General features: G+C 73.3%; 22 protein-coding genes and 1 pseudogene. 15 read left to right on the top strand and 8 right to left on the bottom strand.

Annotation, left to right across the window (positions count from 1 at the left end; genetic code table 11):
* Window positions 1-232 precede the first annotated feature (232 nt).
* From QCZ28_RS28030 to QCZ28_RS28040, 3 genes are all read left to right on the top strand, one after another.
* The gene (locus QCZ28_RS28030) at window positions 233-979 is read left to right on the top strand and encodes an SDR family NAD(P)-dependent oxidoreductase (protein ID WP_279519443.1); all 747 of its coding nucleotides are present in this window, start codon (window positions 233-235) and stop codon (window positions 977-979) included.
* A gap of 109 nt (window positions 980-1,088) precedes the next feature.
* A complete protein-coding gene (locus QCZ28_RS28035; protein WP_279519444.1) occupies window positions 1,089-3,221 on the top strand; it encodes a DEAD/DEAH box helicase in 2,133 nt (710 codons plus the stop codon).
* Between the two features lie 380 nt (window positions 3,222-3,601).
* Window positions 3,602-4,543: a hypothetical protein gene (locus QCZ28_RS28040; RefSeq protein WP_279519492.1), complete on the top strand. Its 942-nt coding sequence runs from the start codon at window positions 3,602-3,604 to the stop codon at window positions 4,541-4,543.
* A gap of 135 nt (window positions 4,544-4,678) precedes the next feature.
* Here the strand turns inward: QCZ28_RS28040 and QCZ28_RS28045 are convergent, their stop codons facing one another.
* Window positions 4,679-5,095, bottom strand: coding sequence for a helix-turn-helix domain-containing protein (locus QCZ28_RS28045; protein ID WP_030329791.1), 417 nt, complete (start codon window positions 5,093-5,095; stop codon window positions 4,679-4,681).
* Window positions 5,096-5,342: 247 nt separating this feature from the next.
* Here QCZ28_RS28045 and QCZ28_RS28050 point away from each other — a divergent pair, with 247 nt between their 5' ends.
* Window positions 5,343-5,786 (top strand): hypothetical protein, encoded by a 444-nt coding sequence (locus QCZ28_RS28050; RefSeq protein ID WP_279519445.1) that lies wholly within the window; start codon window positions 5,343-5,345, stop codon window positions 5,784-5,786.
* 15 nt (window positions 5,787-5,801) lie between these two features.
* On the opposite strand, the gene QCZ28_RS28055 is transcribed toward QCZ28_RS28050, so the two are convergent.
* Both QCZ28_RS28055 and QCZ28_RS28060 read right to left on the bottom strand, forming a co-directional pair.
* On the bottom strand, window positions 5,802-6,962 hold the full coding sequence (locus QCZ28_RS28055; protein ID WP_279519446.1) for an SAM-dependent methyltransferase: 1,161 nt from the start codon (window positions 6,960-6,962) through the stop codon (window positions 5,802-5,804).
* A gap of 88 nt (window positions 6,963-7,050) precedes the next feature.
* Window positions 7,051-8,739 carry a DEAD/DEAH box helicase gene (locus QCZ28_RS28060; RefSeq protein ID WP_279519447.1) on the bottom strand — a complete coding sequence of 563 codons (1,689 nt, stop codon included), beginning with the start codon at window positions 8,737-8,739 and terminating at the stop codon, window positions 7,051-7,053.
* 395 nt (window positions 8,740-9,134) lie between these two features.
* On the opposite strand from QCZ28_RS28060, the gene QCZ28_RS28065 reads away from it, so the two are divergent.
* Window positions 9,135-9,770, top strand: a complete 636-nt coding sequence (locus QCZ28_RS28065) for a ferritin-like fold-containing protein (RefSeq protein WP_279519448.1) — start codon at window positions 9,135-9,137, stop codon at window positions 9,768-9,770.
* A 102-nt stretch (window positions 9,771-9,872) separates the two neighbouring features.
* Here QCZ28_RS28065 and QCZ28_RS28070 read toward each other — a convergent pair whose 3' ends face one another.
* Both QCZ28_RS28070 and QCZ28_RS28075 read right to left on the bottom strand, forming a co-directional pair.
* Window positions 9,873-10,100, bottom strand: a complete 228-nt coding sequence (locus QCZ28_RS28070; protein ID WP_030329796.1) for a DUF3107 domain-containing protein — start codon at window positions 10,098-10,100, stop codon at window positions 9,873-9,875.
* A 64-nt stretch (window positions 10,101-10,164) separates the two neighbouring features.
* Window positions 10,165-10,803: a TetR/AcrR family transcriptional regulator gene (locus QCZ28_RS28075; protein ID WP_030329797.1), complete on the bottom strand. Its 639-nt coding sequence runs from the start codon at window positions 10,801-10,803 to the stop codon at window positions 10,165-10,167.
* Window positions 10,804-12,029: 1,226 nt separating this feature from the next.
* On the opposite strand from QCZ28_RS28075, the gene QCZ28_RS28080 reads away from it, so the two are divergent.
* The 6 genes and pseudogenes from QCZ28_RS28080 to QCZ28_RS28105 all read left to right on the top strand — a co-directional run bounded on the left by QCZ28_RS28080 (window position 12,030) and on the right by QCZ28_RS28105 (window position 19,248).
* On the top strand, window positions 12,030-14,180 hold the full coding sequence (locus tag QCZ28_RS28080) for a hypothetical protein (protein ID WP_279519493.1): 2,151 nt from the start codon (window positions 12,030-12,032) through the stop codon (window positions 14,178-14,180).
* Window positions 14,181-14,203: 23 nt separating this feature from the next.
* Window positions 14,204-15,178: an alpha/beta hydrolase gene (locus QCZ28_RS28085; RefSeq protein ID WP_279519449.1), complete on the top strand. Its 975-nt coding sequence runs from the start codon at window positions 14,204-14,206 to the stop codon at window positions 15,176-15,178.
* Window positions 15,179-15,183: 5 nt separating this feature from the next.
* Entirely contained in the window at window positions 15,184-16,038 is an 855-nt protein-coding gene (locus QCZ28_RS28090; protein ID WP_279519450.1) for a DUF3152 domain-containing protein, read from the top strand.
* Between the two features lie 185 nt (window positions 16,039-16,223).
* Window positions 16,224-16,961, top strand: coding sequence for a DUF3152 domain-containing protein (locus QCZ28_RS28095; RefSeq protein ID WP_279519451.1), 738 nt, complete (start codon window positions 16,224-16,226; stop codon window positions 16,959-16,961).
* A 56-nt stretch (window positions 16,962-17,017) separates the two neighbouring features.
* Window positions 17,018-18,266, top strand: a pseudogene (gene moeZ, locus QCZ28_RS28100) (adenylyltransferase/sulfurtransferase MoeZ).
* A gap of 94 nt (window positions 18,267-18,360) precedes the next feature.
* Window positions 18,361-19,248 (top strand): prenyltransferase/squalene oxidase repeat-containing protein, encoded by an 888-nt coding sequence (locus tag QCZ28_RS28105; protein ID WP_347815137.1) that lies wholly within the window; start codon window positions 18,361-18,363, stop codon window positions 19,246-19,248.
* A 12-nt stretch (window positions 19,249-19,260) separates the two neighbouring features.
* Here the strand turns inward: QCZ28_RS28105 and QCZ28_RS28110 are convergent, their stop codons facing one another.
* On the bottom strand, window positions 19,261-20,502 hold the full coding sequence (locus tag QCZ28_RS28110) for a glutamate-5-semialdehyde dehydrogenase (protein WP_279519454.1): 1,242 nt from the start codon (window positions 20,500-20,502) through the stop codon (window positions 19,261-19,263).
* 33 nt (window positions 20,503-20,535) lie between these two features.
* A complete protein-coding gene (proB, locus tag QCZ28_RS28115) occupies window positions 20,536-21,693 on the bottom strand; it encodes a glutamate 5-kinase (RefSeq protein ID WP_279519455.1) in 1,158 nt (385 codons plus the stop codon).
* A gap of 13 nt (window positions 21,694-21,706) precedes the next feature.
* On the opposite strand from proB, the gene QCZ28_RS28120 reads away from it, so the two are divergent.
* From QCZ28_RS28120 to QCZ28_RS28135, 4 genes are all read left to right on the top strand, one after another.
* Window positions 21,707-22,021, top strand: coding sequence for an MGMT family protein (locus QCZ28_RS28120; RefSeq protein ID WP_279519456.1), 315 nt, complete (start codon window positions 21,707-21,709; stop codon window positions 22,019-22,021).
* 319 nt (window positions 22,022-22,340) lie between these two features.
* A complete protein-coding gene (locus QCZ28_RS28125; RefSeq protein ID WP_279519457.1) occupies window positions 22,341-23,756 on the top strand; it encodes an MFS transporter in 1,416 nt (471 codons plus the stop codon).
* Window positions 23,753-25,246: an aminotransferase class V-fold PLP-dependent enzyme gene (locus QCZ28_RS28130; RefSeq protein ID WP_279519458.1), complete on the top strand. Its 1,494-nt coding sequence runs from the start codon at window positions 23,753-23,755 to the stop codon at window positions 25,244-25,246. Before QCZ28_RS28125 ends, QCZ28_RS28130 begins: the two co-directional genes overlap by 4 nt.
* An 86-nt stretch (window positions 25,247-25,332) precedes the next feature.
* Entirely contained in the window at window positions 25,333-25,914 is a 582-nt protein-coding gene (locus tag QCZ28_RS28135) for an NADH-quinone oxidoreductase subunit B (protein ID WP_210864768.1), read from the top strand.
* A 59-nt stretch (window positions 25,915-25,973) separates the two neighbouring features.
* Here the strand turns inward: QCZ28_RS28135 and QCZ28_RS28140 are convergent, their stop codons facing one another.
* Window positions 25,974-26,897 (bottom strand): hypothetical protein, encoded by a 924-nt coding sequence (locus QCZ28_RS28140; protein ID WP_279519459.1) that lies wholly within the window; start codon window positions 26,895-26,897, stop codon window positions 25,974-25,976.
* Between the last annotated feature and the right edge of the window lie 85 nt (window positions 26,898-26,982).

The raw sequence follows: 26,982 nt of genomic DNA on the forward strand, positions 1-26,982 counted from the left end.
AAGAAGGCCTCACCAAGAAAGAGATCATCCGCTGCCTCAAGCGATACGTCGCCCGCGAGGTCTACGAGGCCCTCACCAACCCCGCCCAACCCCCACCGACCACACCTTGACATCCATAGGAGCATCCACCCACCCCCAACTCGTCGATCATGAAGTTGTGGCCATGACACGCCGTGGCGCATGGCGATAACTTCATGATCGACGGGGTTCGGTGGATGGGGAGGTAGGGGAGATGGACTCGCGGGTTGCGGTTGTCAGTGGGGGCGGGACCGGGATCGGGGCGGCGGTTGCGGGGGCGTTGGCCCGGGACGGGTACGACGTGCTGATCGTTGGGCGGCGGACGGACGTGTTGGCGGATGCCGCTGCGCGGATCGCCGCCGAATGTGGTCGGCCGGACGCTGTCACCGCCGTGACCGCTGACCTGACCGACCCGGAGCAGCTGGACGGGGTCCTGGCGGCGGTCGACGGTCGGCCGGTCGACGTGGTGGTCAACAACGCTGGCGGCTACCTGAGCGGGGACACCGGCACGTTGGCCGGGACGGCCGCGTACTGGCGGGCCAACCTGGACGCCAACGTGCTCACCGCGGTGCTGCTGACCGAGGCGCTGCGCCCGGCCCTGCGTCGACCCGGCGGGCGGGTGATCCTGGTCAGCTCCATCTCCGCGCAGCGGGGCGGCGGTGGGCCGTACTCGGCGGCGAAGGCGGCCCTGCACGGCTGGGCGTACGACCTGGCGGCGCAGCTCGGTCCGGAGCAGATCACCGTCAACGTGGTCAGCCCCGGCTACGTCGCCGAGACCGAGTTCTTCGGTGACCGGATGACCGCCGAGGGGCACGCGAAGCGGGTGGCGGCGACCCTGGTCGGGCGGGCCGGGCTGCCGGACGACATCGCCGAAGCGGTCCGCTATCTCGCCAGCCCGGCGGCCGGTTTCGTCACGGGTCAGGTCCTGGGCGTGAACGGCGGCTCGGTCCTCGGCCGCTGACCGGGCCCACCCCTGTTGATCAAGAGAATTGCGTCAGGATCCAGCCCGGGAATGACGCAAACCTCTTGATCAACAGGGGGATGACGGACGGCGCTGGTAGAAATGCCGGGTGGAGACAGCAGAGCGGGCAGCGGTACGGGAGCGGGCCGAGGCGGTGCTGCGCCGGCTGGCCGGTGACCACGCCCGGTTGCGCGAGGATCAGTGGCGCGCCATCGAGGCACTGGTCGTCGACCGGCGACGGGTGCTGTGCGTCCAGCGGACCGGCTGGGGCAAGTCCGCTGTCTACTTCGTGGCCACCGCCCTGCTCCGGGACCGCGAGCACGGCGACCAGGCCGGGCCGACGGTCATCGTCTCGCCGCTGCTGGCCCTGATGCGCAACCAGGTCGAGGCGGCCGCCCGGGCCGGCATCCGGGCCCGCACGATCAACTCGGCGAACCTCGACGAGTGGGACGAGATCACCGCCGAGATCCAGACCGGCGCGGTGGACGTGCTGCTGATCAGCCCGGAACGGCTCAACAACCCGGACTTCCGCGACGGCGTCCTGCCGAAGTTGGCCGCCACCACCGGCCTGCTGGTGGTCGACGAGGCGCACTGCGTCTCCGACTGGGGGCACGACTTCCGGCCCGACTACCGGCGGCTGCGGACGTTCCTCGCCGAGCTGCCCGACCGCACCCCCGTGCTGGCGACCACCGCCACCGCCAACGCCCGGGTCACCCAGGACGTGGCCGAGCAGTTGGGTGACGCCCTCATCCTGCGCGGCACGCTCGACCGCGAGTCGCTGCGCCTCGGGGTGCTCGACCTGCCCAGCCCCGCACACCGGCTGGCCTGGCTCGCCGACCACCTGGACCAGCTCCCCGGCTCGGGCATCATCTACACGCTGACAGTGGCGGCAGCGGGGGAGACCGCCGAGTTCCTGCGCTCTCGGGGCTACCCGGTCGCCTCCTACAGCGGGCAGTCCGACGACGCCGACCGGCGGGCCGCCGAACAGGACCTGCTCGACAACAAGATCAAGGCGTTGGTGGCGACCAGCGCCCTCGGCATGGGCTTCGACAAGCCCGACCTGGGGTTCGTCGTCCACCTCGGCGCACCACCCTCGCCCATCGCGTACTACCAGCAGGTCGGCCGCGCCGGCCGCGCCGTCGAGCACGCCGAGGTGCTGCTGCTGCCCGGCGTCGAGGACGCCGCCATCTGGCGCTACTTCGCCTCGCTGGCGTTCCCACCGGAGCAGCAGGTCCGCGCCGTGCTGGCCGCCCTGCACACCGACCGTCCGCTCTCCACCCAGGCCCTCGAACCCCTCGTCGACCTGCGCCGGGCCCGGCTGGAGCTGATGCTCAAGGTGCTCGACGTGGACGGCGCGGTCCGCCGGGTGCGCGGTGGGTGGCTCGCCACCGGCGAGCCGTGGGTCTACGACGAGGCCCGGTTGCGCCGCGTCGCCGAGGCGCGCACCGTCGAGCAACAGGCCATGCGGGAGTACGCGACCACGTCCGACTGCCGGATGAGGTATCTACGGGAACGCCTGGACGACACCGGGGCGGTCGACTGCGGCCGGTGCGACAGGTGCGCCGACCCCCTCTTCGCCGCCGACGTGTCGACGGCCGCGCTCGCCGCCGCGCAGACCTTCCTGGGCCGCCCCGGTGTGGAGATCGCCCCGAAGAAGCTCTGGCCGACCGGGCTCGACGCGGTCGGCGTACCCCTCAAGGGCCGCATCGCCCCCGCCGAGCAGGCGCTGCCGGGCCGGGCCGTCGGGCGCCTCTCCGACCTGGGCTGGGGTGGTCGGCTGCGTGACCTCGTCGGCCCGGACGCACCTGACACGCCGGTGCCCGACGACGTGGCCGGCGCGGTGGTGGAGGTGCTGAAGGCGTGGGCGCACGGCGACGACCCGTGGCCCCGCCGGCCGGTGGCGGTGGTAGCCGTCGGTTCCCGGCGGCGGCCCCGGCTGCTCGGCTCGCTCGCCGAACGGATCGCCACCGTGGGTCGGCTGCCGCTGCTCGGCGAGGTCACCACGGCCGGCCCCGGCGGCCCGGCCGGGCCGCGCGGCAACAGCGCCCAACGGGTACGCGCGCTGCACGACACCTTCACCGTGCCGACCGACCTGGCCGACGCGCTGGCCGGGCTGGACGGCCCGGTGCTGCTCGTCGACGACCTGATCGACTCGGGCTGGACGATGACCTTGGTGGCCCGTGCGCTGCGCCGGGCCGGCGCGACCGACGTGCTCCCGCTCGCCCTCGCCGTGGCCGGCTGACCCCGCAGCCGCAGCCGCAGCCGCAGCCGCAGCCGCAGCCGCAGCCGCAGCCGTCGCCGCTGTTGCTGTCGTCGTCGCCGCTGTCGCTGTCGCTGTCGGTGTCGGTGCCGGTGCCGGTGCCGGCAGGCGGCGGCGCGGGGTCGGTGGCGCAGCTCCGCTCGGTCGGGCGGCGGAAAGTTCCCGGGCGCCGGTGAATGCGACAGTCGCCACGCCGTCCGGGCGTCGGCCTGGCCCCGCCGCCGGCGGCGGTAACGTGGGCAGCATGACCGACCAGCAGCCCGTCACCCACGGCGTCGACGCCGTCATTGACGTGACCGCCGGCCACCCGCTGGGCGCTGGCGGTGCCTGAGCAGCTCTCCGCGGTGCCGGTCCCGGACCAGGTGTCTGCGGCTCCGGTCGTCGACGAGGTTCCCGCCGGGCCGGACCGGAGCACTCTCCGGCTGGCGCTGGTGGTTGGCGGGCTGGTGCTCGCGGTGCTGCTCGGCTTCGGCCTCGGCCGGCTCAACACCACCGGTGCCGCCACCGGCAGCCCCTCGCTGGCGGCCGAGCACACCGATCCGCCGGGCGTCGCGCCGCACAACCACGGCTCCGCCACGGCCGCCGATCAGGGCGCGGCCACCGAGGCGGGTGGTCTGGGGGTCAGCTCGGCCGGGCTCACCCTGGCGCCCCTGGGCACCGAGTTCGCGGCGGGTCGCGCCGGTCAGCTGCGCTTCCAGGTGCGCGACGCGCAACGTCGGCCGGTCACCCGGTTCGCCATCGTGCACGACAAGCCGATGCACCTCATCGTCGTCCGGCGGGACCTGACCGGTTACCAGCACCTGCACCCGACAATGGCGGCGGACGGCACCTGGTCGGTGCCGTTGACCCTTCCGCAGCCCGGGGTCTGGCGGGCGTACGCCGACTTCACAGTGGTTGCCGACGACGGCGCGCAGACCGCGGTGACCCTCGGCACGGACCTGGTCGCGCCCGGCGACTACCGACCCCGTCCACTGCCGGGGCCGGCCACCTCGACGACGGTGGACGGCTTCACCGTGGGCTTCCAGGGCACCCCGCAGCCCGGGACGACAGTGCCGCTGACCTTCCGCGTCGACGGGGCCGGTGGTGCCGCCGCGCTGCAGCGGTATCTCGGGGCGTACGGGCACCTGGTGGCGTTGCGCGAGGGCGATCTCGGCTACCTGCACGTGCACCCGGAGACCGAGCTGGTGGACGGTCAGATCAAGTTCTGGCTGACCATTCCCGGCCCGGGCCGCTACCGCCTCTACCTCGACTTCCAGGTGAACGCCGAAGTCCAAACCGCCGAATTCACCTTAACCATCCCCTAACCACCCACCCCACCCTCGCCCCTTCGGCGTTGATCATGAAGTTATCGCCCCGACACGCCGCGCCGGGAGGCAATAACTTCATGATCAACCGCCCTCGGGGGGCGAGGGGGGAAGGGGTGGGTGGCGGTTAGGGGGTTAGCCGGCTCGGCGGATGGGGCGGCGGGCCAGGTAGCGGAGCAGGTCGCGGATGTGGTGCTTCTCCTCGGCGGGGACCGTCGGGTCGGCCAGCCGGTCGAGGATGGCCCGGACGTCGGCCTCGACCGGGCCGTCGTCGTGGCGTCGGCGGGGTGCGGGGCCGGCGTCGGGCAGCCCGAGCGCGCGGAACGCGGCGGCGACCGGCAGATCCAGGGCGGCGCAGAAGCCGCGCACCTTGGCCAACTCGGGATAGTCCTGCCAGTCACCGGCCAGCCAGCGGAACACTGTGGAGCGCCCCACGCCCGTGTGCGAGGCAAGGTCAGTCACGGTCCAGCCACGTTCGTCACGAGCGTCATCGATAGCGCGCCGGACGAAGCGGGCGAAGGCCATCTGCGGTGATACCTCGGCTGATCCCATCCCTGTGTGTCTTCCCCCTCCCGCCGGAGCACCGGGACGATGCGCCTTCCGAGGGTAGTACGCCCACAGCCGGAAACAATTGACTGACCGCACAAACTGTCCCGTGGATGAGACTTTTCTCTGCAAGCGGGTGTGCAGAACGAAAATTGCATCCAGCGATCATCATCGCTCTTCGTTTAAGCTCGGTCCCCGCCCCGACATGGGTCTTTGCCTGCCGCGTCCGACCGGACCACCGCCGAGGAGCACCATGGCCGAACCGAGTCGCCCCCAGCCGTACCAGCCTGGTGCGGTGAGCCTCTTCTTCGTCGCCAAGGCCGGCGTCTTCGCGGCCGCGTTCTGGATCTGGTTGCTGGTCCTGGTGCTCCGCACCGACTCGGCGACCGGTCTGCAGGTGCTGGCCGCGACCGGCACCATCACCACCACGCTGGTCGCGGTAGTGCTCGGCGCCCGGATGGCGTTGCAACATAACGCCGCCGTCCGGCACGCCGAGGTGAAGAAGCTGCTGGTGGACATCTCCTGGAACGCCTTCGCGGCAGCCGGCAACGCCGAGGCCGGCGGGGGCAAGGTCGTACCATTCCCGATCGCGCCAGGCGACGGGGAGCGGGCCGCCCAACGGCCCGGCGTCGACCGGGTTTCGGTCCACGACCGTGGTGCCGGCGAGCGTAACGGTGGCCGGGACCGTCGGCGTTAGCGAGCCGGGCCGGCGTTAGGAGGCGGACGCCTCGTCGGCGGCCAGCAGGGTCTCCAGTCGGGGGACGATCTGCCACTGGTCCACCAGCTCGCGGTACTCCGCGCGCTGCGCCCCGGTCGCCCCGGCACCGGTACGGCGTGCGCGGATCAGCAGGTTGCGGGGCGTGTGCTGAGAGTCCACGAACTCCACCACCTCGGTCCGGTACCCGTGCAGCCGCAGCTGCCCGGCGCGCAGGGCGTCGGTGAGCACGTCGGCGAACCGCTCGCGCAGGATGCCCTGCCGGGTCAGCAGCTCGTACGGGGCCGGGGCGGGGTGGGCGCGCAGCTGCTTCGCCAGATCGTGGTGGCAGCACGGCGCGGCCAGCACCCAACGGGCCTCCCAGCGCACCGCGCGGGCCAACGCCTCGTCGGTGGCGGTGTCACAGGCGTGCAGTGCCAGCACCAGGTCGGGGGCGGGGTCGACGACGGCGTCGGCGATCGTCCCGGCCACGAAGCTGACCTGGTCGGCCCAGCCGAGCCGCTGCGCCAACTCGGTGTTGCGCCGCCGCTGGTCCTCGCGGACGTCCACACCGACCAGCTGGACGTCGAGCCCGCGACCCGTCAGGTACCGGTACGCGGCGAACGTCAGGTAGGCGTTGCCGCAGCCCAGATCGACCACCCGTAGCGGACCGGTCAGGTCGTCGGGCAGGGTCGCGGCCAGGGCCCGCAGGAACGCGTCCACCTGACGGCGCTTGGCCGCCGAACCGCCGATCTCGGCGAAGATGGGGTCACCGGGGTCGAGCAGGTATTCCTTCGTCCGGTCGTTTCCGGTCGGCTTCGTCGCCGGGCGGGACGTCGCCGCCCGGTGCACCTGCGCTTCGCCGGACTTGGTCACCCGCAGCTGGAGGGTCGCGTCGGCCGTCTCGACGTGCCAGTTGCCGAACGGCTCGGCCAGCAGTTCGTCGACCGCCGCGGCGGCCTCCGGACCGGAGGCGATGTTGCGGGTGTACGGGCGAGCGCCGTCGGACGTGGTGATCTGGATCCGGGGCCCGGCCTTCAGCGTCACCGGCCGCAGCTCGGCCCGCTCGACGGTGGGGCGACGTCCGCGGCGGCGACCGGCGGCGACCGCCCGGGTCAGCGCGGGGTCGAGCAGCAGCGCCCGAACCTCGGTCAGGGCGGCGTCCAGTGGTTGCGGCATCGTTCCAGCTTCAGCAGGCGGGGTGGGAGACGGGAACATCCCCCACGCCGCGCGAGGCGGTGCGGGGGATGTCAGGTGTGGCTGGTGGTCAGTCGGCGGTCGCCTCGGCCGGCGTACCCGCACCGGAACCGCCACCACGGCGGCGTCGGCGGCGGCGCGGCTTCGACGGCTCACCGTCGGACGCGGTGGTCGGCTCGGCGGAGCCGGAGTCGGCGGAGATCACCGCGGTGGTCTCGCCCGCGACCACCTCGCCGGCGCGGCGGCGACGCCGGCGGCGGGGGGTACGGGTGCCTTCCTCGGCGGCGTCGGCAGCGGGTGCGTCGGCGGCGGCCGGCGTGCCGGCGTCGGAGCGGTCGCGGCGGCCGTCGCCCCGACCACGACGTTCGCCGCGACCCTCGCCACGGCTCTCACCGCGTCGGGAGCCTCGGCCGCCGCTGTCGCCCCGGCGGGAGCGGGTCGTCCCACCCAGGTCCTCTTCGATCTCGGCGGACAGCCCGGCCCGGGTGCGCTCGGCCGTGGGCAGCGTGCCGCTGACCTCGGTGGAGATGTGCAGGTCGGTGTAGAGGTGCGGCGACGTGTGGTACGTCTCCGGCGGCTCCGGCATCTCCAGACCGAGGGTCTTGTCGATGATCCGCCAGCGCGGCATGTCGTCCCAGTCGACGAAGGTCACCGCGACACCCGTCGCGCCGGCCCGGCCGGTACGACCGATCCGGTGGGTGTAGGTGTCCTGGTCTTCCGGGCAGTCGTAGTTGATGACGTGGGTGACGCCGGTGACGTCCAACCCACGGGCCGCCACGTCGGTGGCGACCAGGATGTCGATCTTGCCGGCCCGGAAGGCCCGCAGGGCCCGCTCGCGGGCGCCCTGGCCGAGGTCACCGTGGACCGCGGCGACCGCGAACCCACGGAAGTCGAGGTCCTCGGCGACCCGGTCGGCGGCCCGCTTGGTACGCGTGAAGATCATGGTCAACCCACGCCCCTCCGCCTGGAGGATGCGCGCCACCACCTCGACCTTGTTCATCGAGTGGGTGCGGTAGACCAACTGCTGGGTCTGCGGCGACGGGCCGGTCTCGGCGGTGTGCCCGGCGTGGATCGTCATCGGCTGGCGCAGGAAACGCCGCGACAGGGTGACGATCGGGTCCGGCATGGTGGCCGAGAAGAGCATCGTCTGCCGGTCTTCCGGAAGCATCGCCAGGATCTTCTCGACGTCGTCGAGGAAGCCCAGGTCGAGCATCCGGTCGGCCTCGTCGAGGACGAGCGCGCGCACCCGGTCCAACCGGAGGTGCTTCTGCTTCTGCAGGTCCATCAGTCGCCCGGGGGTGCCGACCAGAATCTCGACACCCTTGCGCAGCGCGTCGATCTGCGGCTCGTACGCCACGCCACCGTAGATCGGCAGCACCCGGACGCCGCGCGTCCGGCCAGCGGCGGCCAGGTCCTTGGCGACCTGGATGCCCAGCTCACGGGTGGGGACGACAACCAGCGCCTGCGGGACGCCGTCGCCACCCTCGCTCGGGGCGAAGACCCGCTCCAGCAGCGGGACGCCGAAGCCGAGGGTCTTGCCGGTGCCGGTGGGTGCCTGACCGATCAGGTCGACGCCGCGCAGCGCGATCGGGATCGCGTACTCCTGGATGGCGAAGGCGCGGGTGATGCCGGCCGAGGCCAGCGCCTCGACCGTCTCGGCGCGGGCGCCGAGTGCGGCGAACGTGGGGGCCTCCGGTCGGACCGGGGCGGTGGGGGCCAGTTCCTGGCCGTCCAGCAAATCTTGGGTCAGGTCGCTCATGTGGATGTGGGGGTGCCCTCTCGTGGGTGCGCCCGTCCTGTCCTCAGGGCGCGTTCGGTATGACGCGGGCCACACGGTCGGCGGCAGATTGCCGAGCTGGACCGGGCCGCACGCGCGCCGCAGGCTGAGCTTCGATCAGATCGGCGCCCACGGCAACTGCTCCATGCTACCTGAACAGGCATGCCTGCGTCCCGATTCCCAGTCGGCCATCCGCCACGCGGGGCAAGTGAATGTGACCCACCCCACACCTGCCCCCGCCCCGTCCCCGCCCCCGCCTGCGTCGATCATGGAGTTGTGCTGGTGGACAAAACGCCTGGACGACCCTCGTTCGGGCACCACAGCTCCATGATCGGCCAGGGCGGCGCGGAGGGCGGCCACACGATAGCCTGCCGCTCGTGTCCGCCTCCGCCGTCGTCGATCTTCTGGGTCTCGTCGCCTTCGGCGAGCTGCTGGCCTTCGAGCGGATGGCCGGCGACGCCCGCCTCGCTCCCGACCTGCGCCGCCGGGCCGCGCTGAACGAGATGGCCGCTGCCGAGATCGCCAACTACCGACGCCTCGCCGACCGGCTCACCGAACTGGGCGTATCGCCGGAGGACGCGATGGCGCCCTATGTCGAGCCGGTGCAGGCGTACCACGACTCGACCGAGCCGCGGGACTGGGCGGAAGTGGTCACCAAGGCGTACGTCGGTGACGCGATCACCGACGACTTCGTCCGCGAGATCGCCGACGCGCTGGCGGAACCGGACCGGGCGTTGGTGCTGGACGTCCTGCACGACTTCCGGTACGCGGACTTCGCCGCGGCGGAGATCAGGATGGCCGTCGCCGACGACCCTCGGGTGGCCGGTCGGCTCTCGATGTGGGCCCGGCGGCTGGTCGGAGAGGCGTTGTCCCAGGCCGGCCGGGTCGCCGCCGAGCGGGCCACGCTCACCGCGCTGATCGCGCGGGACGGCCGGGTCGACGTGCCGGGGCTGTTCGGCAGGCTCACCGCCGCGCACACCGCACGGATGACCGCCGCCGGGTTGAACAACTGACCGGTCGACCGCTCGGCGCACGCCTGAGCGTCGGTTGGTCGGAGTCGGTGCCGGCCTGCGGCAGGTGGGCCGGACGCCGACCTGCCGCGATGGCCGGACCGGTCAGCGGACGGTGAACCCGACCGCCCGGGGCGACGCCTCGGCGATCTCGACGTAGGCGACCTTCTCGACGGGAACGATGACCCGCCGGCCCTTCTCGTCGGTCAGGGAGAGCGTGCCGCCGTTGCCGGCGAAGGCGTCGGTCACGATCTGCTCGATCTCGGCCGGCGACTGCGCGCTGTCCAGAACCAGCTCGCGCGGCGCGTACTGCACGCCGATCTTGACCTCCACTGTGCCTCCTCAACTGGGGCGAAAGAACCGCCCTGCGAAGGCTATCCGATCACGGGGTCGACGGTCAGGCTGACTCACCTTGCAGCGGGAAGCTCGCGATGCCCCGCCACGACAGCGCGGCCACCAACGCCTCGGCCTCGGCCTTCGGCACCTGCCGCCCGCCGGCCAGCCAGAACTGCGCGGCCGTCTCCGCGGCCCCGACCAGCCCGGAGGCGAGCAACTCGGCGTGGGCCCGGCTCACCCCGGTGTCGGAGATGATGGTGTCGGTGATCGCCGCGATGCAGCCCTGCTCGACCCGCTCCACCCGCTGCCGCACCGCCGGGTCGTTACGCAGATCCGACTCGAAGACGAGCCGGAACGCCTCGCTCTCGTGGTCGACGAAGTCGAAGTACGCCCGCACCGACGCGCTGACCCGCTCCTTGTTGTCGCTGGTGCCGCGCATCGCTTCCTGCACCTGAGCGACGATGGCGTCACAGTGCGTGTCGAGCAGTGCCAGGTAGAGATCCATCTTTCCGGGAAAGTGTTGGTAGAGCACCGGCTTCGAGACCCCGGCCCGCTCGGCGATGTCGTCCATCGCGGCGGCGTGGTAGCCCTGCGCGACGAACACCTCCTGCGCCGCAGCGAGAAGCTGCTTACGACGCGCGGAGCGGGGCAGGCGGGTGGGCCGGCCGGCGGTCTGTGCACCGTTCCCCGCAGCGGTCATGGGATCCTCCGAGTTCTCCGTACGAGCCGGCATTTTCCCCCCAGACCGGGCGAGGCCCGTGACCTCCGTTGTGGAAATGGCCCGCCGCTGTAACTTATCGCCACTCTCGGCACACGGTAGCCTCAGCGGGGGCGACCAAGGAGCGCGCGGTGAGTGAAACAGGGCAACCCGGAGCCGCCACCCCGGGAGAGCACGGTGACGGAGCGGGTCAGCACGACGACCCGAGCCGTTCCGTCAGCGGGTGGGCGCCACCGGCGGGAGGGTGGCCCCGGGCCGCCGACCGCGAGGACGCCCGGGATGAGGCGCCGCGCTGGCAGCCCGACCCCGCGTCGGGCTGGCGGACCGCCTCGGCGCGACACGGTGACCTGCCATCGCCGCTGGTCGGACGACCGGACGACCCGGAGCCGCCAGCGCGCGCCAACGGCCACCGCGTCAACGGCGTGCACCCCCCGGACGACGTCAACGGCGTCCACCGCCCCGGTCTCGAACCGCCGGCGGGACGCCAAACGCCGGTGAGCGCCCCGCCCGGGGTGCCCTCCGAGGGTCGGCCCGGTGCGGCCGGAGACCGGCTCGTGGTGCCCGCCCAGCGTCCCGCGCCGTCGGCGGAGCAGGGTGTCGCCGAGCCCGACACCGGCCCCGCCCCGCACCCCACCGTCGATCCGGCCGCCGCGCACCGGGCCCGTTGGGCCGAACCCGGCTTGCCCACCTCGGCCCCACCTGCCGTCCAGGTGCCGCCCGTCGGCACCGCGGCGTCGGGTTTCGAGGTGCCGCCCGGCTTCCACGCTCCGATTGCCGAGCGGCTGGCCGCCGACGACAGCCCGACCGGGCCACCCGACTGGCGGGATCCGCTCGCACCGGACCACGCGGCGAGTTCGGGACGCACCCCGGGCCCGGCCGGGCAGGCCGACGACGGCGAGCCCGGTCGCGCTGCCGAGGGTTCCCGGCCGGCCGACCCGCACCGTCCCGGGGACGCGCACCGTCCCGGGGACGCGCACCGTCCCGGGGATGCGCACCGGGCCGGGGAGTCGTCGGCCATCGAGCCCGACTGGTCGGGGCCGAGCTGGAACCGTCCGAGTTGGGGTGGGGGATGGGCCCCGCCCTGGTCCCGCCAGGACGACGAGCCGGCTGGACCGGCAGCCCGGGACGAGTCGGCGCCGGGTTGGGTCGCCGAGCCCAACCAGCCGTACGAGCCGGTGCGCGCCGAGGTGCCCCGCCCGTACGAGCCGGTGCGCGCCGATCCGGCCCGTGGCTACGAACCCGGCCGGGGCGAGTCCGAATCCGCGCCGGAGCCCCCCGCCGAACCGACGAGCGCGCCACCCGCCGACCGGCCGTCCTGGGCGGCGTCCGGGGCGACCGGCAGACCTCGGGCCGACCCGCCTTCCTGGGCGGGTGGGGGCGACCCCGACCCCACCAGCGGGCCGCCCGCACGGCCCTCCTGGGCCGGGGGTTCCGATCCGACGTCACCCGGTGCGCCGACGGCGCGGCCATCCTGGGCCGGCGGGTCCGAGGCCGCGACCAGCGTGCCGCCGGTACGACCGTCCTGGGCCGGCGGGTCCCCACCGCCCGCGGCCAGCGCGCCGTCGACGCGGCCGTCCTGGGCCGGTGGTTCCGATCCGGCACCGCCCAGCTCACCGCCCGCGCGGCCCTCCTGGGCCGCCAGCCCGTCACCGGCCGAGCCGTCGGTCGACACGCCGCCCGCTGTACCGGCCGGCCCGCCGCCGGCACCGGCTGGACCACCTCCCACGCTGGCCGACGCGCCACCGGCCCCGGCCGGCCCGTCGCTGGTGGCGGAGCGCCCCTCCTGGACCGGCGGTTCGCCCGCGGCGAGCAGTTCCCGGGCCGAGCGGCCGGACTGGTCCGAGGGCCGGCTCCCCGCGACCCCTGTCGAACGCCCGTCCTGGCCGGCCAGTCGATCGGCCAGCACCGGTGCGGGTGAGGGCGGTGAGCGGCCCGGCCGGTCCCGGCCCGAGACCCGGCCGACCGCCCCGTTCCGGCTCCGGCCGGCGACACCCGAGCCCGGCCCCTCGTCCGTCGAGTCGCCCCAGCCGGCCGCGCCCGCCAGCGACCTGCCCTCGAAAGACGTCACACCGCCCGCCGCCACGAAGGGTTCCGGCCGCCCCGGTCAGCCCGCACCGTCGTCCGTCTCTCCGTACGCGGCGCGCCGATCCGCCCCGGACCCGGCGTCGCCGGCCGACGACGGCCGGCAGTCGGCCCCGAGCGCGGTGGTGCTGCCGCAGCGCGTCCCCGCGGAACCGGACGTGCCCGTCGTGCCGGAGCCGCCAGCCGTGGAGCCCCCCGCCGAAACCCCGGAACTCGCCCGCATCGCCACCCACCTGCGTCGGGACGACGAGCCCGCCCCGCTGCGGGAGCGCCCCGAGGGGTTCGATGTCAACGCCATCCTGGACGCCGTCCGGGAGGTGGCAGGTGTCCGGGACGCGGCCCTGCGCCGTACCCCGGCCGGGGCGCACAGCCTGCGACTGGACCTGGCCGACGGCGCCGACCCGGCCGAGGTGAGCCGGCAGGTGGCCCGGCTTCTCCAGGAGCGGATGGGGTTGGCCGCGGCCCCGCAGAACGTGCCGGGCCTGCCCAGCACGCCGCCTCCGCCGGTGCGCCGCCGTGCTGCCGAACCCCGACCGGCTGAGCGGCGTACCCCGGAAACTCAGAACGCTGCGGCGCGTGATCCCGGCGAGGTTCGGGCGGCCACGTCGCCGACGGCCGCCCGCCCGACCGGCGGTCGGTCCGAGGCCGGGCCGGCCGGCCCGGAACAGCGGACCAGCACGGACCCGACGCGTCGGCGGCGGTCGAACGCGCCGCACCGGGGCCGGGCCACGGTGGAGGAACCCGGCTCGGTCTCCGCCGCGCCGGCCGGCGCGGCGACCGGTAGCCCGGCGACGCTGGGTACGTCGTACTCCGGTGGTCAGGTGACCACGACGGAGTCCGCGCCGTCCCGGCCGCTGGAGACCGGCGGCGTCCCGGGGCCCCGGGTGGTGATCGACCACGTGCAGGTCAGCACCTTCGGCCTGGACGCGAACGTCGAGGTCCGGCTGCTGGCCGGGGGCGACAGTGCCTCCGGGTACGCTACCGGGCCGGCGGTGGACGGCTACGTGCTGCGGCTCTGCGCGGTGGCGGCGGCCGCCGCCGTGGACGAGTTGTTGCGCGGTGCCGACAACGCCGAGCGGGGGCGCTGCTTCGTCGAACACGCGGCGGTGGTGCCGTTCGGCAACTGCGAGGTGGCCACCGTGGTGGCGTTGCTGGTCTGTGAGGGCTGGGTCGAGCAGCTCGCCGGGTCCGCCCTGGTCGCCGGTGATCCCCGTCAGGCGGTGGTCCGGGCGACGTTGGCGGCGGTCAACCGTCGGCTGGAGGCGCTGCTGTCCTGAGTGGTCCGGGGCAGACTGGAGCAATGAGACGCGCCACCCTCTGGCCGGACCACCTGCTCCCCGACGACCGTGTCCCGCCGCCGTGGCCGGGCCGGGAAGTCCGCCTCGACGGCCGGGTCACGTACGTGCGGGACACCCCGGCCACCGCCGCTGGCGCGCAGCCGGCGCTGTACGTGCACGGGCTGGGCGGGTCGTCGCAGAACTGGACGGACCTGGCCGGGCTGCTCGCCGACCGACTGGACGGTCAGGCCATCGACCTGCCCGGCTTCGGTCGGAGCGAGCCGGGCCCGCGTTACACGATTCCGGCCTTCGCCGATCTGGTGGTCCGCTGGATCGAGCACTCCGGTCGGGGTCCGGTGCACCTGTTCGGCAACTCGCTGGGCGGCGCGGTCGCGGTCCAGGTCGCCGGGCTCCGGCCGGACCTGGTCCGTACCCTCACATTGATCTCCCCGGCACTGCCGTTCCTGGATTTCCGGCGCTCGTTGCAGGGGCGGATGCTGCCGGTGCTCGCCATTCCGCGTGGTGAACGGCTGGTCGCCCGGCACCTCACCCAGCTCGCGCCGGAGGTGATGGCCCAGCAGGTGCTGGAGGCGTGCGTCGCCGACCTCAGCCGGATCTGCGATCAGCGTCGGACCGAGGCGCTGGAGGAGATCCGGGTGCGCTACGAGGCCGAGCACTACGCCGCCGCGTACGTCCGGACGTTCCGTGGGCTGGTTTCCAGTTTCCTGCGGGCGTACCTGCCGGGGCCGGGCTCGCTGTGGCGCCTCGCCGCGGCGGTACGCGCACCGACCCTGGTGGTGGGCGGCCGGCAGGACCGCCTGGTCGACGTGCGGGTGGCACCGCAGACCGCCCGGGTCATTCCGGACAGCCGATTGATGATGCTCCACGGTGTCGGCCATGTGGCGCAGTTGGAGGTTCCCCGGCTGGTTGCCCGCGCGGTGATCGGCCTGCTTGCCGAAACGGCTGACGCGGTGGGGCGCTCTGATCTGGCAGGCTGACCCGGATGCCCAGCTCAGCCCGCCACCCTGTGCGCCGTCGACGGCGTTTCGCGTTGCTCGCCCAACTGGTGGCGGTGGCGGTGGCCGTCGGTGCGGCGGTGACGGTGGTCGCCGAAGGGCGGGGCGGGCAACCCGGTGGTGAACGGCTGGCCGCGGAGGAGGTGGGTACGCCTGCGCCGCTGGTGGCCGGGCCGCTGCCGCCGTCGGCCGACCCGTCGCCCGTCGACGTGGTTTCGCCCAGTCCGTCGCCGGTGTTGCGGGTGCCCGGGCCGGTTCCGAGCGCCGGTACTGGCACATTCGGCTATGACGCGCGCTCCGGCCCGGTGCTGGGTCGGGCGGGTGAGGTGCGGCGGTACCGGGTCGCTGTGGAGTCGGGCAGCGCCGAGGACGCCGCCGAGTTCGCCGACGCGGTCCAGGTGGCACTGGCCGGGCCGGGCAGTTGGGTCGACAGCGGCAGGTTGCGGCTTCAGCAGGTGCCCGGGGCTGCGCCTCGTGACTTCACCGTCTACCTGGCCACCGCCCGGACGGCGGGGCGGATGTGCGCACAGGGTGGGGTGGACATCCGGATCAACGGCCGGCCGTACACGTCCTGCCGGGCACCGGGCAAGGTGATCATCAACCTGGATCGGTGGCGGTTGTCGGTGCCGCACTTCGTCTCGGCCGGTGTGCCGCTGGCGGTCTACCGCACGTACGTGGTCAACCACGAGGTGGGCCACCAGCTCGGGCATCGCCACGAGCGTTGCCCCGGTGCGGGCCGGGCGGCGCCGGTGATGATGCAGCAGACGCTCTTCCTCAACGGGTGCCGGGCCAACCCGTGGCCGTATCTGAACGGGCGTCGGCACGCCGGCCCGGCGCTCTGAGGCGATCGGCCCGACTCGGCAATATCAGTCTCGATCGGGCATCTTGCGGCAATAGCGATAAAAACGGTTAAACGCCCGAATAATCTGGCAGGCTCGACGGTATGACGCCGTCGTCCCCTTACGGCCCGGTCCGGCCGCCCGACCACCGGTCGGCGCGGCGGGATACGCGTCCCACGTTCGTTCGGATGCGCCGACGGCGTCGCCGCAGCATGCTGCTCGGCCTGCTCGTGCTCGCCGCGGGCATCGGCGTGACGGTGAGCCGGGGCGGCGAGCCGGCTGCCGAGCCGCCGGCCGCCACCCAGGGCGGAATGGGCCACGGCGGCGGGGTGGCCGCGCACCCGGCGCCCACCAGCTACCCGTCGGTCGGAGCGGGACGCTTCACCGCCGCCGACGGCGAGACTCCCGTGCGCGGCACGGACGGTCCGCTGCGCCGCTACCGGGTCGTCGTCGAACGCGACGCCGGCCAGGACCCCGACGTCTTCGCCGCAACTGTCGACGAGGTGCTGGCCGACCCGCGCAGTTGGATCGCCTCCGAGGAGCTGCGGGTGCAACGGGTGGCCGACCCGGAGGACGCCGACTTCACCATCTACCTGGCCACCCCGGTCACCTCCGAGCTGATGTGCGCGGAGGGCGGGTTGACCACCGAGCGCTACACCTCCTGTCGCCTGCCCGGCCAGGTCATCATCAACCTGGCCCGCTGGATGGAGGCGGTCCCCGACTACGGCGCCTCCCTGGACACCTACCGGACCTACGTCATCAACCACGAGGTGGGTCACGAGTTCGGCGAGGACCACGAGGCGTGCCCCGGCCCGGGGGAGCCCGCTCCGGTGATGCAACAGCAGACGTACGGCCTGGAAGGCTGCGTCGCCAACGCCTGGCCCTACCTCGACGGCCGTCGCTACGCGGGGGACATCGTCCCCTGATCGGCGGGGTCGTCGGTTATTCCCGCTCCCGCATAGCGGATCACGTGTCGTCAGTCATGGCCGAGCGGGGCTCCCGCGAGCAACAATGGCGCGGTTCACACCGCCGATCCCGGGGAGTCCACCGTGTCGTTGCCCCCGCTCGTCGAGCCCGCCGCCGAGCTGACCGTAGACGAGATCCGCCGCTACTCACGTCACTTGATCATCCCGGATGTCGGGGTGACCGGGCAGAAGCGGCTGAAGAACGCCCGGGTGCTCTGTGTCGGCGCTGGTGGCCTCGGGTCGCCCGCCCTGTTGTACCTCGCCGCGGCCGGGGTCGGCACGCTCGGCATCATCGACTTCGACACCGTCGACGAGTCCAACCTCCAGCGCCAGGTCATCCACGGCGTGTCCGACGTCGGCCGGTCCAAGGCCGAGTCCGCCGCCGCGTCGATCCGCGAGATCAACCCCCTGGTCAACGTGGAGATCCACAACACCGCGCTGGACCGGGAGAACGTCCGCGAGATCTTCGCCCAGTACGACCTGATCGTCGACGGCACCGACAACTTCGCCACCCGCTACATGGTGAACGACGCGGCGGTGCTGCTCGGCAAGCCGTACGTCTGGGGCTCGATCTACCGCTTCGACGGCCAGGCGTCGGTGTTCTGGGCCGAGCACGGCCCCTGCTACCGCTGCCTCTACCCGGAGCCGCCGCCGCCCGGCATGGTCCCCTCCTGCGCCGAGGGCGGCGTGCTGGGGGTGCTCTGCGCGTCGATCGGCTCGATCCAGGTGAACGAGGCGATCAAGCTCCTCGCCGGCATCGGTGAGCCGCTGGTCGGCCGCCTGATGGTCTACGACGCCCTGGAGATGGAATACCGCAAGATCAAGGTTCGTAAGGACCCGAACTGCGTGCTCTGCGGCGAGAACCCCACCGTCACCGACCTGCTGGAAGACTACGAGGACTTCTGCGGCGCGGTCTCCGAGGAGGCCCAGGAGGCGACGCTCGACGCGACCATCACCGCACTGGAGCTCAAGGAGTGGCAGGACGCCGGTAAGGACATCTTCCTCGTCGACGTGCGTGAGCCGGCCGAGTACGAGATCGTCCGGATCCCCGGCGCCACCCTGATCCCCAAGGGCGACATCCTCTCCGGTGAGGCCCTCGCGAAGCTGCCGCAGGATCGGCAGATCGTGCTGCACTGCAAGTCCGGTGTCCGCTCGGCGGAGGCACTCGCCGCGCTCAAGGCGGCCGGGTTCAAGGACGCTGTGCACGTGCAGGGTGGCGTGCTCTCCTGGATCAAGCAGATCGACCCGTCACTGCCCGCGTACTGACGATCGGTCCGGGGCGGCCCGTCCGGCCGCCCCGGCAAATCGACGCAGATGACGCCGGGCGGCCGTCGGGCCGGAGCGACGCAGCCATCCCGGGCTGGCCGATTCCCTGAGGCGGCATCGCGTCTGCGCAGGTAGCGTCTCCGCCGTGGTCGACTTGGAAGCCGCGATCGGGTTCGTCGTGGCGCATGGGGATGCGGTGGAACGTGCCCGCCTCTCCTGGCTCCGCAACGGCACGCCGGTGCCCGCCGAGCTGCTGGAGACGGCCGAGGTCGGCCAGTCACCGGACGGCGGTTGGCCGGCCACCTGGGGCGGCGAGACCGCCTCGATCGACGCCACCTGCTTCCGGCTCGCCGAACTCGACGATCTGGGTGCGCTAGGCCGCCCCGCCGCTCGCCGCGCACTGGACTGGCTGGCGTCGCGGCAGCAGGCCGACGGCAGTTGGGACGAGGACGCGTCGCTGGCCGACTCGGCCCCGGAGTGGGCCCGGCCCGGTGACCCCGAGGCCGGGTTCCTCCAGTCGGCCAACGCCGGTTTCTGGCTCACCGTCGCCGGCCTGGACGCCCGGGCCTCGGGTCCCCTCGACCATCGGGTCGGTGGGGCGTACGCCGGGGTGGTGCAGGCGGCGGCCCACTCACTCGCCGCACGGCTGCGCCCCGACGGCAGCTGGCCGTCGTTTCTCGCCGCCGGCTGGCTGAGTGCGGCGGTGCTGCACCGGCAGGAGATGTTCCAGGAGTCGGCGCGGATCCAGGTGGTGCTCGCCGAGCGGATGCCGAAGATGTCCCCGGGGGACGTGGCGTGGCTGGCGGCCACGCTGCGCCGCGCCGGCGTGGACCCACAGGACTGGACCATGGTGCGGGCGTTGCGCCGGCTGGCCGAGACCCAGCGCAGCGACGGCGGCTGGGAGAGCGACGACGGCCACCAGTTCGACGTGCACACCACGTTGGCCGCCATCCGGGCGGCCCGCCCCGCGCCACCCGGCTAGCACCGGCTGCCGCTAGCGCAGGTGCCCGTTGCCGGTGACGACGTACTTGGTGCTGGTCAGCTCGGGCAGGCCCATCGGGCCGCGCGCGTGCAGCTTCTGGGTGGAGATCCCGATCTCCGCGCCGAAGCCGAACTCGCCCCCGTCGGTGAACCGGGTCGACGCGTTCACCATCACCGCCGCCGCGTCCACCCGGGCGACGAAGTCGCGGGCCGCGCTCGCCGAGTCGGTGAGGATCGCCTCGGTGTGCCCGGTGCCGAAGCGGCGGATGTGCGCGACCGCCGCGTCCAGCGAGTCGACCACCGCCACGGAGATGTCGGCGGACAGGTATTCGGTGGCGAAGTCCTCGTCGGTCGCCGGGACCACGGCGGCGGAGTACGCGGCCACCTCGGGGGAGCCGTGCACCGTCACCCCCGCCTCGGCGAACGCGGCCAGCACCGGCGGCAGGAACGCGTCGGCGATGCCCGCGTGCACCAGCAGCGACTCGGCCGTGTTGCAGGTGGAGAGGCGCTGCGTCTTGGCGTTCAGCGTCACCGCGACGGCCTTCGCCACGTCGGCGGCGGCATCGACGTAGACGTGGCAGTTACCCACCCCGGTCTCGATCACCGGCACCGTCGACTCCTCGACCACGGTGCGGATCAGCGACGCGCCACCGCGCGGAATGAGCACGTCGACGAGCCCCCGGGCGCGCATCAGCTCCTTGACCGAATCACGGGAGCTGGCGTCGAGCAGCTGCACCGCGTCGGCGGGCAGGCCGGCCCCGGCGACCGCGTCGCGCAGCACCGCGACCAGCGCGGCGTTCGAGTGTGCGGCCGACGACGACCCGCGCAGCAGCGCCGCGTTGCCGGACTTGAGGCAGATCCCGGCGGCGTCCACCGTCACGTTCGGTCGCGCCTCGTAGATGATGCCGACCACCCCGAAGGGCACCCGGATCTGGCGCAACTCCAGGCCGTTGGGCAGGGCGGACCCGCGGACCACCTCGCCCACCGGGTCGGGCAACGCGGCCATCTCGCGCAGCGCGTCGGCGATGCCGGCCACCCGACCCGCGTCGAGCGCCAGCCGGTCCAGCACGGCCGCGCTCAGCCCGGCCTCGCGGCCGGCCGTCAGGTCCGTCCCGTTCGCGGTCAGGATCTCCGGGGTACGCGCCACCAGCGCGTCGGCCATCGCCACCAGCGCGGCGTCCTTGACCGTACGCGTGGCCACGGCCAGCGTCTCCGCCGCCACCCGGGCCCGTCGCGCCTGCTCAACCACGCTCATGCCAGCACTCCTCGTGAAGGTGGGAAGGTCTGCTCACAGCAGCACAAGGTCGTCGCGGTGGACGACCTCTCGTTCGTACGCCGGGCCGAGCGCCGCGGCGAGTTCGGACGTGGAGCGGCCGAGCAGCCCGGGCAACTCCACAGCGTCGTAGTTGACCAGCCCGCGGGCGACCGACGCGCCGGCGGTGTCCACCAGGTCCACCGGGTCGCCGGCAGTGAACGTGCCGTCCACGGCGGTGATGCCGGCCGGCAGCAGCGACTTGCGCCGCCCGACGACGGCGGCGACAGCGCCCGGGTCGAGGTGCAGCCGCCCCCGGGGCGAGGTGGCGTGGGCCAGCCAGAACAGCCGGGCCGTCGGGCGTCGCCGCTGCGGGTGGAAGAGCGTGCCGACCGGTTCGCCGGCCAGCGCCGGCGCGGCCAGGTCGGCGGCGGTGAGCACCACCGGGATGCCGAAGCCGGTGGCGATCCGGGCCGCCTCGACCTTGGTCACCATGCCGCCGGTGCCGACGCCGGACCGGCCGGCCCCGCCGATGGTGATGCCGGCCAGGTCCGCGTCGTCGCGCACCTCGGCGATCCGGGTCGAGTCGGGCTTGGTGGGGTCGCCGGTCCAGAGCGCGTCCACGTCGGAGAGGAGCACCAGCAGGTCGGCGTGGACCAGCGCGGCCACCAGGGCGGCCAGCCGGTCGTTGTCGCCGAAGCGGATCTCCTGGGTGGCCACCGTGTCGTTCTCGTTGACGATCGGCACCGCCCGCAGGTCGAGCAGCTTGCGCAGCGTCCGGTACGCGTTGCGGTAGTGCGCCCGCCGGGTCACGTCGTCGACGGTGAGCAGCACCTGCCCGACGGTGCGGCCGTGCCGGGCGAAGCTGGCCGCGTACCGACCGATCAGCAGCCCCTGCCCGACGCTGGCGGCGGCCTGCTGGGTGGCCAGGTCGCGCGGGCGTCGGGACAGCCCGAGCGGGGCGAGCCCGGCGGCGATGGCGCCGGAGGACACCAGCACCACCTCGCGCCCTTCGGCGGTGAGCCGACCGAGGGTGTCGACCAGCGTGTCGACGCGCTCGTCGGCCAACCCGCCGGTCGCGGTGGTCAACGAGGAGGATCCGATCTTGACAACGACCCGCCGGGCCGTCGTGACTGCGTCGCGCACCCGACCATTCTGCGTGGTCACGGACACGCCGCCCGGCGGCGTTCCCATATGGTGGCGGATTGTGACTCCTGACGAGTACGTCGAGGCGGTGCTCGACCTGGTCGAGCGGATCCCGGAGGGCCGGGTCATGTCCTACGGCGGGGTGGCCGACGCGCTCTCCGAACGCTCGGGGCGTGCCTCCGCCCGGTTGGTCGGCAACATCATGGCCCGGCACGGCGGCTCGGTGCCCTGGCACCGGGTGGTGACAGCGAGTGGTCGACTGCCGCCGGGGCACGAGCGGGAGGCGCGGGCCCGACTGCGCGCCGAGGGGGTCCCGCTGCGGGGCGAGGGGGTGGACGTCACGGCGGCGGCCTGGTCGCCGGAGGAGGAGTCGTGATCATCTGCGGGGGTGACCGGTGACGGCCGGGGCGTGCCACACCGACGGTGCCCCGTCCCGGGCAGGGACGGGGCACCGTGCGGCCGCTCAGAGTGGCAGTGGGGACCGCACCTTGTTGTCGCCGCGTTTCAGGTCGGGCCACTGGCGGTCCGCGGCGTCGCAGTGGACGACGAGGAACCTGCGGACGATCGCGTCGGGCCCCGGCTGGCCGGGCACCAGAAGGCGGGCCCGTGCTGCCGTCAACCTGACTGTTCGGCTGTGCGCACCAGGGCCGGCAGGTTGGTCAGGCCTCCCAATAACGTGAGTAACATTCAGCCCCATGAAAACGCCGCCGGGCGCCGGCTCGTCAGCCACCGGCTCGCTGCCCCGCTCGGTGCACGCCGGCTACGCGCTCGGTTCACTGGCGACCGGCGCGTTCGGCACCGTGCCCGGTCTGTTGCTGCTGCCGTACCTGACCGACACCCTGGGCGTGGCCGCCGGGCTGGCCGCCCTGCTGGTGTTGCTGCCCAAGGCCTGGGACGTGCTGGTCAACCCGGTCGCCGGGCGGATCTCCGACCGCACCCGGTCGCGGTGGGGCGCCCGCCGCCCGTACCTGCTCGTCGCCGGCCTCGCGCTCGCCGTCCTGTTCGCGTCGATCTTCGCCGCGCCCTTCGGTAACGGCTCGGCCGCCGCGGCGTACGTGGCGTTCGCCTTCCTCGCCACCGCCACCGCGTTCGCCTTCTTCCAGGTGCCGTACGTGGCGATGCCGGCGGAGCTGACCGACGACTACGCCGAGCGCACCCGGTTGATGACCTGGCGGATCGCGGTGCTGGCACTGGCCATCCTGGTCTCCGGCGCGGTCGCGCCGCTGGTGGTGGGCGCCGGCGGTGACGGCGTCGCCGGGCACCGCTGGATGGGCCTGTTCGTGGCGGCGCTGATCGCCCTCGGCGCACTCGGCGCGTTCCTGGGCACCCGGTCCGCGCCCGCCGGCACGGTGGGGGAGAGCGAGCCGACCCTGCGCGCCCAACTCGCCCTGGCCGGTGCCAACCGCCCGTTCCGGGCTCTGCTGATCTGTTTCGTGGTGCAGTCCGCCGGGGTGGCGACGATCCTGGCCGGGGTCAACTACTTCGCCGGGCAGATCCTGCGCGACGACAAGAGCGGGCCGACCCTGCTGTTCGTCTGCTTCGTCGGGCCGGCGCTGCTGGTGATGCCGATCTGGACCCGGGTCGGTGCCCGGCTGGGCAAGCGGAGCACGCTGGTCGTCGCCTCGCTGATCCTCGCCGTCGGTGCGTTCACACTGGTCGCCGCGCCGGTGCTGCCGCCGGTCGCCGTCTATCTGGTGGTCGCGCTGATCGGCGTGGGGTACGCCGGCCAGCAGGTCTTCGCGCTGGCGATGTTGCCGGACTGCATCGCCCACGAGACGGCGCGCACCGGTCGACGACAGGCGGGAGTCTTCACCGGGCTGTGGACCGCCGGGGAGACCTTCGGCCTGGCGCTCGGCCCCGGCATCTACGGACTGGTGCTGCAACTGTCCGGCTACGTCTCCTCCGACACCGGCTCGGCGGCCGCCCAGTCCGACACGGCGAGGCTGGGCGTCCTGCTCGGCTTCACGCTGATCCCGGCCCTGCTGATCGCCCCGCCGGTCCTCCTGCTCCGCCAGTACACCCTCACCGCCCACAGCGACCTGGTCGATCATGGCGTTGTGTTGGGGGACAAAGCCGTTGACCGTCACCAGAAGGGCACCAGGACTCCATGATCGACGAGAACAGGGTTGAGGCCGGGGCGCTCTCCGCTGCCGGGGTCCCCGCGGAACGGGTTCTTGAAGAGGTACGGGCGCTGCGGGCCGGTGACGCGCCGACCCACGGGGGACGGCTCTTCGCGTACGTCTACGACCCGGCGGTACCGGGGTTGGACGAACTGGCCGCCGCCGCCCACCGGGAGAGCGCACACGTCAACGGGTTGGACCCGACCGCGTTCCCGTCCCTGCTGGCGATGGAGAACGCGCTGGTCGCCGCCGCCGGCCGGGTGCTGGGCGCTGGCCCGGGCAGCACCGCCCCCGACGTCGTCGGCAGCGTCACCAGCGGCGGCACCGAGTCGCTGATCCTCGCCGTCAAGACCGCCCGCGACGCCCACCCGGAGATCGCCGAACCCCGGATCGTGGTGCCGTCGAGCGCACACGCGGCCTTCGCCAAGGCGGCGCACTACCTGCGGGTGGCGCTGGACGTCGTGCCGGTCTCCCCGCAGACGCTGCGTCCCGACCCGGCCGCGATGGCCGCCGCCATCCGCCCGGAGACGGTGCTGGTCGCCTGCTCCGCGCCGTCGTACGCGCACGGGGTGATCGACCCGGTCGCCCAGATCGCTGCTGCCGCCGCCGACGCCGGGGTGCGCTGCCACGTGGACGCCTGCTTCGGCGGCTGGACCCTGCCGTACCTGCGTCGCCTCGGGGAGCCGGTGCCGCCGTTCGACTTCGCGGTGCCCGGGGTCACCTCCATCTCCGTCGACCTGCACAAGTACGCGTACGCGCCGAAGGGGGTGTCGGTGCTGCTGCACCGGGACGCCATGCTGCGCGCCCCGCAGTACTTCGCGTACGCCGACTGGCCCGGCTACACGATGATCAACCCGGTGATCGCGTCCACCCGCTCGGGCGGCCCGATCGCCGCCGCGTACGCCACGGTGCGGCACCTCGGCGACGACGGCTACCTGCGGCTGGCCGGCGTCACCCGGGACGCGGTCGCCGGGCTGGCCGACGCGGTCCGCGCCGTCGACGGGTTGCGGCTGATGGCCGAACCGGAGTCGACAGTGGTCTGCTTCACCGCCACCGAAGGCGGCCCCGACCTGTTCGTGCTGGTCGACGAGCTGACCGCGCGGGGCTGGCACACCCAACCCCAGCTGTCGTACGCCGGTCTGCCCCCCAGCGTGCACCTCACGGTGACCGCGGCGGTCGCGCCCCGGGTCGCCGAGTTCGGGCCGGACCTGACCGCCGCGGTGGCCGCCGCCCAGGCCGCCGGCCCGGTCGCACTCCCGCCCGAGCTGACGGCGCTGGCGACGTCACTGACCCCGGACGCGCTCACCCCGGAGCTGGTCGCGGGTCTCGCCGCCGGGCTGGGCATGGGCGGCGAGACCGACGGTGCGCCGCTGCCCGAGCGGATGGCGGTGGTGAACACCCTGCTCGACGCCGCGCCCCCGGCGCTGCGCGAGCGGCTGTTGGTGGAGTTCGTCGGGCTGCTGCAACGCCCCACCTGGTGACCGGAGCGCCGGCCGGACCGGCCGCTCACTGCCGGACCGCACCGACGGCGCCTGTGATTCACTGTCGGTGAGGAGAGGGGGCGGTCGTGCAGCTGCCGGCAGTGCTCGGTGAGCCGATCCGGTTCGTGCTGAACTGGGGGCGCCGCTACTCGCTCTGGGTGTTCAACTTCGGCCTGGCCTGCTGCGCCATCGAGTTCATCGCCACCAGCATGGGTCGGCACGACTTCATCCGGCTCGGCGTGATCCCGTTCGCCCACGGCCCCCGCCAGGCCGACCTGATGGTGGTCTCCGGCACGGTGACCGACAAGATGGCGCCGGCGATCAAGCGGCTCTACGACCAGATGCCCGAGCCGAAGTACGTCATCTCGTTCGGCGCCTGCTCCAACTGCGGCGGCCCCTACTGGGACTCGTACTCGGTGACCAAGGGTGTCGACCAGATCATCCCGGTCGACGTGTACGTGCCTGGCTGCCCGCCCCGGCCGGAGGCGCTGCTGCACGGCATCCTGCGCCTGCAGGAGAAGATCGCCGCCGAACAGTCCGGCATCGGGGGTGTGCCGCAGCGGGACGTGCTGGCCGCGCCGCTGGACGCCCCGCCCCGCGAGGCCGCCGCACCGCGCTCGGTCGACTCGCTCACCGCCGCCCCGGTACGCCCACCCGCCGCGAGCTGACGGCGGTCAGCCACCACCCGGAACTGGTCCGGGCGGCGGCCGACCGCCGCACCGTCAGGTCAGCTGGCCGCCACGGCCAGGTTGAACGTGACGGTGTTGTCGCTCGGGTCGACGTCCGGCACCGTCTCGTTCCAGTAGTGGGTGGCCAGCGCCACGGTGATCGGGGTCGACTCGTCCGCCGGGTCGGTCGGTCGGCTGATGAACAGCGCCACGTCTCGCTCCTCACCCTGCATCAGCAGCCCGCCCGGCACGAAAGCCTGGGAGCCGTACACCGGGCCGTCGAAAGGCTCGGTGAAGAGGATCATCGACCCGGCGGGCAGCTGTGTGGCGGTGAGTGAGTTGCCGAGCTGGCGGGCGTCACCGGCGTACCGGACCCGGAGCGGCACCCGCCGGGTGTTCTCGGGGCCGTCGGTCACCGGTCCGATCACCTGGACGGACGCGTTCGCCTGGGTGTCCTGCACGTACGTCTGCGGGCGGGCGAGCTTGCCGTCGAGGGAGCGGAACTGCGCGCTGAACGGAACGGTGCCCAGCGATCCGGTTTCGTACGAGTAGGCGGTGACCAGGCCGCCCGCCGCGATCATCGGGTAGCTCCGGGGGGTGGTCAGCACCTGGAATTCGACAGTTGCCCGGCGGGACTCACCCGGGGCCAGGTCGTTGCCACGTGGCAGGGCGCAGGTGCGGACCAACAGCCCTTCCTCCACGCCGTCGGATTCGCAGCGTGACTCCGCACCCCCGGAGAAGGAGCCCGCCACCGCCTCCCGGATCTGGAAGTAAAAGCCCTGGGTGCTGTCGCTGTTGTTGGTGATCGTCACCCGAAGGCTGCCCCGGTAGCCGCGTTCGGTCGGTTCGAGCACCAGCCGGCTCAGCGAGAAGGTGGGCGCATCAGCCGCGGCCGGTGCGGCCGCGGCCGGTACGGCCCAGCCGATCGTCGCGGTCAGGCCGAGCAGTGCGGCGGTGAGCAGGGTCCCCGTTTTTCGGTACATGTGTCTGGTCCTCCATGGTTGACGCCCGGCGAGGGACCTGCCGCCGTTCGTGGCGACGCCCCGATCGACGGACGTAACCATGGTG

It is taken from the genome of Micromonospora sp. DH14, assembly GCF_029809455.1.
Lineage (GTDB): Bacteria > Actinomycetota > Actinomycetes > Mycobacteriales > Micromonosporaceae > Micromonospora > Micromonospora parva.